The organism is Candidatus Competibacteraceae bacterium, assembly GCA_016699715.1.
Taxonomy (GTDB): Bacteria; Pseudomonadota; Gammaproteobacteria; order Competibacterales; family Competibacteraceae; genus Competibacter.
Genome location: CP065007.1, coordinates 3549943 through 3560000, shown reverse-complemented (window position 1 = coordinate 3560000; position 10058 = coordinate 3549943). Strand labels below are relative to the sequence as shown.

Here is a 10058-nt window from a genome sequence, read left to right as displayed (position 1 = left end):
AGCCGTTCGATCAGTTCCTCCTCAAGCAACAGGTCTATCGCTCCGCGTTTGATCTGTTCCAGCGATTCTTCAACCGGGTACATGCATATTCCTCAACAATAAAAAAGTTCGGACTTTCCCGGTCGCTGGCCTTGAGCCGGGATTGAAAGGTGGTTTAGCCGAAAAACGGGACCCACCGGTCTTACGACCAACGGTTTTTGAGCCCCGAAAAGGTTTCTGGAATTTATCGAATACCATGAAAATCGAAGCGAACTGGCAAAAGAATCCATGCTTCGCCTGATCAATAAATTTTCGAGAGCACTCGCGCAGGCGGCAACGTCAACCTGCTTTTGGCTACCAAGAGGCGCTGGGGCGTGAAACCTTGCGGGATAAAGAGGTTCCGCGAGCGGGACCAACGGTCCCGCCAGGTGGCAGGCGTTATTCAGGCGGAAAAGGACGAACCGCAGCCACAAGTGGTGACGGCGTTGGGGTTGCGGATGATAAACTGCGCCCCCTCCAGTCCTTCGGTATAGTCGATCTCGGCGCCAACCAGATACTGGAAGCTCATCGGATCGATTAACAGCTTTACGCCGTGATTTTCAACCACGGTATCGCCGTCGCTCAAGGTTTCGTCGAAGGTGAAACCATATTGGAAACCGGAACAGCCACCGCCGGAAATGAACACGCGCAACATCAGATTGGGATTTGCCTCTTCTTCCAGCAACTCCCTGACCTTTAGCGCTGCGGTATCACTGAACAACAGTGGATCATCGGTAGGGACAAACGTTTCGATGGTTGCGCTCATGACTCGATCCTCTCTCGGCAGATGAATTCATTGTCCGATTGTTGACCTTAAGGGTCAAGAATAGTTTGGCTCAGCCTCAGGGCAGCAGGGCAATGCCTTCCAGGCCGGCGGTTTCCGGCAGGCCGAACATCAGATTCATGTTTTGCACCGCCTGTCCGGCCGCGCCTTTGACCAGGTTATCGATCACTGATAGCACGACCACGGTCTTGCCGTTCTGCGGTCGATGCACCGCCAGTCGACACTGATTCGCCCCGCGCACGCTGCGAGTCTCGGGATGCGACTTCGGCGGCAACACGTCCACGAATGGCTCGTCGGCGTAGCGTTGCTCGAATAGAGCCTGTAAGTCAGCGTCGGGAACGGTCAGGGTCGCGTACAAGGTGGCATGAATGCCGCGGATCATCGGGATCAGGTGCGGCACGAATACCAGATCCAGCGCATCGCTGGCCGCCAGCACCAACCCTTGGCGGATTTCCGGCAAATGGCGGTGCCCCGGCACGTTGTAGGCTTTGAAATTATCGCCGGCCTCGGCCAGCAGGATACCGATTTCGGCCTTGCGTCCGGCGCCGCTGACACCGGATTTGGCGTCGGCGATCAGCGATTGCGGATCGACCACACCGGCTTCCAGCAACGGTAAAAAGCCCAGTTGCACGGCTGTCGGATAGCAGCCGGGATTCGCCACCAAACGGGCGGAGCGGATCGCGGCGCGATTGACCTCGGGCAAGCCATATACAGCTTCCGCCAGCAAATCCGGGCAAGCGTGCGGCATTCCATACCAGCGTTCCCAGTCTTCGGTCCGCCGCAATCGGAAATCGGCGGCCAGATCAATGACCTTGACGCCTGCTTCCAGCAGCGCCGGTGTACTCCGCATGGCGGTGCCGTTGGGGGTGGCGAAAAACACCACGTCGCAACCCGTCAGTACGGTATCGTCCGGCTCGACGAAGGCCAGATCCACTCGACCGCGCAGGTTGGGAAACAACGTGCTGACCGGGAGGCCCTTTTCGCCACGCGAAGTGATCGCCGCCAGTTCCACCGCCGGATGCACCGCCAGCAACCGCAACAATTCGACGCCGGTATAGCCCGTCCCACCGACAATGCCTGCCTTGATCATGTTTCAGTACCCGCAATCGCTTTCTGAACGACGCACATCATACGGTGTTGGCTATCCCGCGCAAACCCGGTACGTTCTGGCATAATTAACGCGATGTTCGACTTTTCAGGCGATCAGGCTCTCAAACTGCAGGTCTGACCGACCGATTTGCCGGTTCATGAAAATACCCAAGGTGTGCGCCAAGATTTTTCGGGCGATCCGACTCGTTAAGTGCCAAACATCCCGCGCCCGGATTTTCTCAAAATGAAACTGCTCGGTCAGTTGACCGATGACGGTTTCCACGAGGCGGCGGGTTCTCGTCAGTTGTTGGATGATCCAAGGCGCACGGGAATCGGCCATGTTCGCCCGCAAGGGGGTTTGCAAATCGATCCCCGTGGTTGCCAGTTCCGCCTGAAGACAGGCGCTCAGGTATCCCTTGTCGCCAATGACCAAGCCGTGAACGCCGTCCGTCAAATCCCAAAGCGCTTCGCGTTCATCACCGGCGGCGGGGGTCACCGTCCACGCCGTGATCACGCCATCGAATGTGATCATCAAGTGACCATGAAGTCCATAATAATACTGCTTTTTTGCCGCGCAATAGCCGAAGCCGGCCGCCTCGGGAAAACATCGGCATTGCGGGGCACGGGTCAGCATACACACCGGCATGGGGCAGCCATCGACGAGGTGAATAGGGTCCGTCACCGCCCCCAAGTCGATCAGCAGATGCCGATGCAGCCGCTGTTTGACGACCCAGAGATTGGCCGCTTGCTGGGCAAACGTGGTTCGCGATCCGAGTCTTGGAAACCACGACGGCCAATGACGACGGAAATACTTCCAGATGCCCACATCGGTATCCAAACCCAGAAACTCACCCACCACCTCCATGGTGATCACTTCGCTGTCCGCCAACTTCGGGGCAAAACCACGCTGGCGCAAGCGATGATCCCCCAGCAGGGCTTCCAGGTGTTCTTCTACCCAGCAAAACACCGTGATGATAAAGTCTTCAAGCGGCATGGCGGTCTCTCCGTGCGGTTGAGGTGGTTGGTTCCTCTCAGCTTAGCTCGCACCGTCATGCCGCATCGGTCTGCCCTCATCTCTCCTCGAAAAAGTCGAACATCGCGTATAATTACGCCGCCACTTTTGACGGTTGCGGCGGTCTCATCCCGGCACTGGTTCGGTATTTCGACCGACCTCCACCGCAACCCCATCATAGCGGGAGATCCTTGCCGTGAAATTGCACAAAGAAACCGCCATCGCCGGCCTTGCGCTGGTGGTGGTTCTGGCATTCGCCGCGGTCTGGTTCATGCCCGCTAGCCTACGCGAGGCGCCGCCGCTGGTCGGTCAAACCCTGGACGGCCGTACCTTGACCCTGAAGCAGCTACGTGGCAAACCGGTGCTGGTCACGTTTTGGGCGACGACCTGCCCGTCCTGCGTCGAGGAAATACCGCACTTGATCGAACTTTATCGGGAACTAAACCCGAAAGGCTTGGAAATCATTGGAGTCGCCATGGCCTACGATCCACCAGAGCAAGTACGCACCATGGCGCGGCAACGACAAATCCCCTATCCCATCGTCCTGGATAGCGAGGAACGCATCGCCCGCGAGTTCGACAATGTACAGCTGACCCCCACCTCGGTGCTGGTCTCGCCGGAGGGGCGCATCGTGCAATATCGACTGGGCTTACTGGACATGTCCGAACTGCGGAACACGATTGCGGGAATGTTGTAGCGTGTGGGGACAAGGGGGTTAAAGCGGTTGCTCGCTACCCCCTCCTTGATGGATTCGTTCAGACGAAACAAGCGTTGGCTCGCTCCAGGCATTCGCAGGCCTGGTCGAGATCGGCGTGGCAACGCATCACCCAGGCATCGCCCCAGAAAAAATTGCAACTGGTTTCCGCCCGCAACACTCGCCAGTGCGCGTCCTCCAGCAAATCGAGCAACTCCGGACTGCGCGAACCGATATAGGCGGCGTTGCGCAGCGCGGCTTGCACGGCCTGGCTGATCTCATCGACCCGCGTCAGCGCATCTTGCTGCGCCGGCGAACCCTTCCATTGCAGGAAATCGCGACCGTCATGCCAGCCGGTGTTCCACGCGCCCGGCCCAACCGTCACCTCGCCGTCGGCGCCGAATCGATCGAGATAATCCTTGATGAAGGTCGGTCGGATCGCGTGCTGGCCGGCACGCGCCGCACTCAACAACGGCTTGTAAAAGGCGTCCCAGAAGTTGCTACCGGGGGTGACGTTGCGAAACCAGCCGCCGTTTCCACCATCGGTGCAAGTCATCACCAGCGGCGCAAAATCGCACTCTTTCGTCCGCTCCTGGACCTCCCGAACGAACCATTGCAGCTCCATGCCCGACTCCTGGGCATTCGACAGCTCCCGGTCCCGCACGATCACGATGATTTCCTCATCGCCGAATCGAGCGATGTGCGGCCGGTAGCGCAATTCCTGCCAGCTCATCGGCGTGACGGGTCGCACATGCTCGCAATCGACCAGCACGAAGCGGTAACCCATCCGGCGCAGCAAGGGGATCATCTCCATGCGGAACCCCATCTCCGGCGGCCAAAATCCCTGAAAATTACCGCGAAAGAACAAATGGCGGGCAATCCTTTGCCAGCGGTCCAAGTGAGCCTCCCAGTCGGCGGGCGGGATTAACGGCAATACGGGATGATAGTAACCGGTGCCGAGAATATCGATGACCCGGTTATTTTGCAGATACCAGAGCAACGAGCCGCAATCCACGGCTCCGTACACCCGGTTTTGAAAATCGGGATTCGACAGCACCTCCAATAAGGTGCCGGACAGCGCCAAGTGAATCCGGCCGATGTCCTGGTAATCCCACAGCGAACGGGGAATACGGTCCATGGCAAACAGAATTTCCCTGGCCTCCCATTCGTTGTGCTCCCACAAATGCTCCAGATTGCCGGGTGGCTGGTGCAGATTCAGCACCAGCGCATGATAGAAGGTGTCCGCCATGATTCATGCCTCCTCCTGTGATTCGTCGGCAATCGGCGCCGGGAAGACCTCGGCGCCCGCCACGACCCTACTTTTTATAATGATAAATCGGAAACCGGCACGGCGGAATAGCCCGGATGGCTAAAAATCGGTTTCGACGATGCTGCTGGCCCGCCGACAGATTTCGCGGCCGTAATCGGTCCACAGCCCCTGCCCCCAGTAGCGATAGCAACTGGTCTGCGAACACATCAGATGGAACAGCGCATTGCGAAAACGCGGATCGTTGGGAGAGACCTTCTTCGGCTTCAGCACCTTCTCGAAGAATTGCGAGCTGGCCTTTTCCATCGGCCCGAGCACGTTGTCGTAGCCGCGCACCCAGGAAATATCGTTGGTCCAACTGCCGCCATCCATGTGGAAGCGACCGTCTTCCTGCTTGAGTTCGGCGATGACCTTCTCCAGCTTTTCCGGCCCGCCACCCGGCTGAAACCGGTCCCAGATTCGTTTTTGGAACTGCGGTTGGAGCACCGGCAGGTCGGTTTCCTTGATCCCCAGGGCAAATAGATGCTCCAGATACTCGGTGGCGTTCATGAACGGCGTGTCGGACCCCGAAGCCTCGTTCACCGAATCGAAGAACTTGCCGGGGAACTCGTTCATCATCACCCCGCCGTTCTCGCCATCGGCGATCTGGGTCACCAGCGGTGGCACCGATTTTCCCGCCAGTTCCCAGCGTGACAGGCTCTTGGCTTCGTAGTAGGGCTGCATCTGCGCCACCAGCTTGGTGTCGCTGCCCTGGGTCTTGATGATGGCGATGATGCTGACCGTTTCGCCCTTGGAATTGGTGCAGACCAACCGGTGCGGCAGGTGCTTTTTCTCCGGCCCCGAGCCATTTTCCGGCTGCTCCACGGTGTGTTCCTGCACCAGCAGCCATTGATAGCCGCAGTCCACCAAGGTCTTGATGTACTCGTAGGCAATATCGGGATGGTTGGGCAGAGCCATTTCCGAGGGTGAAAACCCGCGCACCCGCTCCAGCGCCTCCAGCCCGAAGATGGCGGCGAAATGCTGTTGCCAAGCCTTGACGTGGAGGCGGAAATCCTGCGCGGGCGTCGAAGGCGCCACCGCATGGCCCCATGGACAACCCAGCCATTCCACCCCCCGCCGGTAGGCCGGGTTGCAGGTCGCATTCTTGAGCGCATCGAGCGCATCGTGCAGGCCCATGGCGCGCAAGCCGTGAAACAGCGTGCCGGAATATTCCAGCATCACGCGTGGCTCCTTGCCCTCCTCGATCAATTGCGGGACAAACTCACCGATGCGCTTGTAGCACCAATGAAACACCGGCGCATTGTAATTATCACCAATACCCTGATTCTCCATCATGTACTGGAGATTGCTGATGATAGCCGCGGTGTGCAAATCGCCGCCACCGGCTGGAATCAAGGGCTGATGCATGTGCAGGGCGATGGCGCAGGCGGCGCGGATGTGGCCGAAATCAACGCGGCTTTCCGGCAGAAACACCGGGCGGGCGCGACCGGCGCGCAAAGTCTCTTCCACGAGCGGCTCCGAACCGCAGATATTCGGCAAACCGTCAACGTACTCTGGAAGCTGGCTCATGCGTGGCGTTCTCCTGGACAATGGCTGGATGAATCGGGGACTGGCGGCTGGCCCGACGCCTGGACCCCATGCAATCTCGGGCGCGACCACCGGCGACGGCGATGCGCCCGATCGTTTACTTGCAACGGATGTGCTCGTAGATGTTCAGGTAATCCTGGCCCGGCCGAGCCCACGAATAATCGTAGCTCATGCCGTGGATCATCAGGCGGCGGAAATCGTCCGGATAGTTATGCCACAAGGCAATGGCGCGGTGCATGGCCGACTCGATGCCGGCGTGATCGACCCCCTGGAAAACATAGCCGTTGCGCTCCTCGAACGGTTTGTGGGAGTAATCCTTGTCGAACACCGTATCCTTGAGGCCGCCGACCTCACTCACAATCGGCACCGTGCCGTATTTCAACGCAATCATCTGGGTCAACCCGCAGGGCTCGAACAGGCTAGGCATGACCACCATGTCCGCCCCGGCATAGATCAAGTGCGATAACTCCTCATCGAAGCCCAGCTCCAGGTGACAATCCGGGCTGTCATTGAGATGCCGCTTCAAATTCCAGAAATGATGGTTGATGTGCGGGTCTGGACTGGAGCCGAGCAACACGAACTGGGCATTGTTGCGCAGGGCGTAAAAAATGGCGTGATGGATCAGATGGACGCCTTTCTGACTATCGAGCCGGCCGACGTAGGCGATGATCGGCTTGAACTCCTTGCTCAGCCATAGCCGATCGCGCAACGCTTCCTTGTTGGCATATTTGTCATCCAGGGTATCGATGCCGTAGCGGCTGGGAATATGCGGGTCGATTTCCGGGTTCCAGATCTCGTAATCGATGCCGTTCAGCACCCCACCGAACTTGCTGTTATGCACGTTCAGCGCATGGTTCAGCCCACTGCCCTGCTCGGTGAAACGCGCCTCGTGTGCGTGGGTCGGCGACACCGTGGTCACGAAATTCGAATAGACGATGCCGCCCTTCATCAAGCTGACGGCCGTGTGGTTGAAGTTGTCGCGCAGCCGGTCGAAGTTGAAATAGTGAGCGATATTGGTTAGGCCGGTCGCCCACAGCACGTACTCGCCGGTCAAACCCTGATGTTTGAAGTTGTGGATGGTGTAGCAGACCCGCTGCCAGTGCAGCCCGCCGTGCGCGTACTGTTCGAACAACAGCACCGGCACCAGCCCGGTCTGCCAGTCGTGGCAATGGATGATATCGGGACGACGGTTGTCCTTGAGCAGGAATTCCAAAGCCGCCTTGCTGAAGAACGCAAAGCGGCTGACATCGTCCGAGAAGCCGTAGTAATGCCCGCGGTTGAAGAAATTGTCCGGGGAGTGCGGCTCGATGAAAAAACATTTGCGACCATGGACGAAGCCGAACCAGACCGAGCAATGCACGGCGCCGTTGTACCAGGGGACCCACAGATCCTTCATGGTGACTTGCAAGCCCCAGATCTGGTCATAGCGCATGCAGTCGTACTTTGGCAGGATAATCTGGACCTCGTTGCCGCGAATTTCCAGCTCCCGGCTCAGGCCGAAAATCACGTCCGCCAACCCGCCAACTTTAGCCACTGGTGCGCATTCAGTAGCAATTTGAACGATATACATAACTGCCGTCCTGTATTATGTCGGGTTCCTAGGCCGGACGCGGCAGTCCGGGCCACCCCTACTCCAGAATGAAGACTCGAGCCGCGCCCGCGCGCCTCTCCCCGTTAAGCCGGCAAATGATCGCGGCTGGCGACCATCACGAAAGCCTGGCCTGGCCGCAAATCGTAACCGAAGGGTCGGGGAATGTATTCCAGGGTATGTTCCGGCGACACATCCAGCAGCGGAGCACCGGCCTGGATGTAGGTGCCCAGATTTTCGGCGTAGAAGTACTGATGGTTCCAGGGATCTTTATTGAGGATGATCAGTGCTTCTTCGTGGGTACGAACCGACGCTTTCCACATGAGCAGAATATTGGGATTCTGGTAGGGCAGGATCGTGGTCGGGGATTCCTCCCGGAAAATGGCGTACTGGCGCTTGATCGCATTGACGGCGGTGATGAACTCGCACAAATCGGCGTTGGGTTGTTCCCAGTCGCCGGGGCGGGTATTGACCACATGCAGGCGGCGACGGAACCCATACTCGAACCCAATCGGCATCATGACGCCGGCGGAAAACAGGGCGGAGAACAGATAGCGCTGCTTCATCGCCGCCACGTTGCCGTTGACTTCCTGGAACAGCCGATCGGTATCGTGGCTCTCGGCGAAGCTGATGGACGGGGCGATGTCGCGGACCAGTTGATACTGCTCCAGCAGCCAGGCCCCGTGGAAATCCCACCACTTGGAGCTGTTGAAGACGTAATCGAAACCGGCCTGGGCGGTCTGCTTGGTCTGGTCGGCGGTACAACCCAGAGTCTCGGCGGTAAATACCGTATCCGGATATTTTTGCCGGATCTCACGGATCAGCCGTCCCCAGATATGACCGGGAATCTGATAGGCCGCATCGCAGCGGAAGCCCTTGAAGCCCAGTTTCAGCAGATATTCGACGATCTTGTAGAAGAAGAGGTAGAGCCCTTCCGGATCGGAGGTGTGCTGGTGGTTGAAGCGGACCAGGTCGCCCCATACCACTTTGCGACCGTCCTCCATGCAGAACGGATGGGCGATGTCGCCGTTTTCCTCCATGAACCACTCGCGGTGCTCGCGCGTCAGTTCGGAGTCGAAGGCGCAATGGTTGATCACCAGGTCCACCATCACCTTGAGACCCAGCCGGTCGGCGGCGGCAAGCGCTCCCTGGATCTGTTGCTCGGGGGAAAGCTTGGACGCCGGGTCCACCATCAGGGGATTGAGTTTGAAGTAGTCGGCGATGGAATAGAGGCTGCCCGAGGAACCGGGTTTCTGGACCGGATTAACAAAAATCCAGTCGAACCCCATGTCGGCGGCCCGTTTGAAGTGCGGTTCCCAGTCCCCGAACGGCCCGGTCAACAAGGGAAAGAGGTTATAGATCAGCATCGGCGACTCCCCAAAATTTTTCATTCTGATGGCCGGGGCACAGCGACGCGCTCCGGCGGATGATGTTGGTTTGGCACGACAGGCCATTTGGTGGAATCGTAGCACGAAACCACCGCCTACAGCAGTCCGACCCGCACCCGGCCAGTGCTGGGCAACGGTGGAGCAGCCTCACATCTGGGCCTGGAGGTAATTAGGTAAACCCAGGCGTCCAATCAACGTCAACTGGGTTTCCAGCCAACTGATGTGTTCTTCCTCGCTGGCGAGGATGGCGGCCAGCAGATCGCGGGTGACGTAGTCGGCGCAACTCTCGCAGTAGCCAATGGCTTCCCGGTACAGCGGGTGGGCGTCGTATTCAAGTTTGAGATCTCCCCGGAAGATTTCCTCGACGTCTTCGCCGATGTAAAGCTTGCCGAGATCCTGCAAGTTGGGCAGACCCTCCAGATCCAAAATCCGCAGCACCAGCCGGTCGGCGTGCTTCATCTCGTCGATCGACTCATCGTATTCGTGCTTGCCCAGTTTGCCGAGTCCCCAGTTGTCGAACATGCGAGCGTGCAGGAAATATTGGTTGATGGCGGTCAACTCGCTTCTGAGGGCCTTGTTCAGGTACTCAATGACCTTGGCGTCGCCTTTCATCGGATTGCTCTCCTGGAAA

10 protein-coding genes (1 of these 10 running past the window's edge) are annotated in these 10058 nt (G+C 58.5%); 1 reads left to right on the top strand and 9 read right to left on the bottom strand.

Annotated features, from left to right (window positions below; genetic code table 11):
* The 4 genes from IPM89_16130 to IPM89_16115 all read right to left on the bottom strand — a co-directional run.
* Positions 1-83 carry the start of a tyrosine--tRNA ligase gene (locus IPM89_16130; GenBank protein ID QQS54289.1) on the bottom strand. 1120 nt of this gene lie to the left of the window's left edge, so the window shows 83 of its 1203 coding nt (coding positions 1-83); the start codon lies at positions 81-83; its stop codon lies beyond the left edge, outside the window.
* A 338-nt stretch (positions 84-421) separates the two neighbouring features.
* The gene (erpA, locus tag IPM89_16125) at positions 422-784 is read right to left on the bottom strand and encodes an iron-sulfur cluster insertion protein ErpA (GenBank protein ID QQS54288.1); all 363 of its coding nucleotides are present in this window, start codon (positions 782-784) and stop codon (positions 422-424) included.
* Positions 785-860: 76 nt separating this feature from the next.
* Positions 861-1892, bottom strand: coding sequence for an N-acetyl-gamma-glutamyl-phosphate reductase (locus tag IPM89_16120; GenBank protein ID QQS54287.1), 1032 nt, complete (start codon positions 1890-1892; stop codon positions 861-863).
* A gap of 105 nt (positions 1893-1997) precedes the next feature.
* Complete coding sequence (locus IPM89_16115) at positions 1998-2885, bottom strand: IS982 family transposase (GenBank protein ID QQS54286.1); 888 nt, start codon at positions 2883-2885, stop codon at positions 1998-2000.
* Positions 2886-3174: 289 nt separating this feature from the next.
* Between IPM89_16115 and IPM89_16110 the strand changes: the two genes are divergently transcribed.
* On the top strand, positions 3175-3600 hold the full coding sequence (locus tag IPM89_16110; protein ID QQS55984.1) for a TlpA family protein disulfide reductase: 426 nt from the start codon (positions 3175-3177) through the stop codon (positions 3598-3600).
* A 58-nt stretch (positions 3601-3658) separates the two neighbouring features.
* Here the strand turns inward: IPM89_16110 and IPM89_16105 are convergent, their stop codons facing one another.
* The 5 genes from IPM89_16105 to bfr all read right to left on the bottom strand — a co-directional run bounded on the left by IPM89_16105 (position 3659) and on the right by bfr (position 10039).
* Positions 3659-4846 (bottom strand): glycoside hydrolase family 57, encoded by a 1188-nt coding sequence (locus IPM89_16105; GenBank protein ID QQS54285.1) that lies wholly within the window; start codon positions 4844-4846, stop codon positions 3659-3661.
* A 120-nt stretch (positions 4847-4966) separates the two neighbouring features.
* On the bottom strand, positions 4967-6433 hold the full coding sequence (locus IPM89_16100; GenBank protein QQS54284.1) for a glycosyl hydrolase family 57: 1467 nt from the start codon (positions 6431-6433) through the stop codon (positions 4967-4969).
* A gap of 115 nt (positions 6434-6548) precedes the next feature.
* Positions 6549-8021, bottom strand: coding sequence for a glycogen synthase GlgA (gene glgA / locus IPM89_16095; GenBank protein QQS54283.1), 1473 nt, complete (start codon positions 8019-8021; stop codon positions 6549-6551).
* Positions 8022-8125: 104 nt separating this feature from the next.
* The gene (locus tag IPM89_16090) at positions 8126-9406 is read right to left on the bottom strand and encodes an alpha-amylase (GenBank protein ID QQS54282.1); all 1281 of its coding nucleotides are present in this window, start codon (positions 9404-9406) and stop codon (positions 8126-8128) included.
* Between the two features lie 168 nt (positions 9407-9574).
* On the bottom strand, positions 9575-10039 hold the full coding sequence (gene bfr / locus IPM89_16085) for a bacterioferritin (GenBank protein ID QQS54281.1): 465 nt from the start codon (positions 10037-10039) through the stop codon (positions 9575-9577).
* Between the last annotated feature and the right edge of the window lie 19 nt (positions 10040-10058).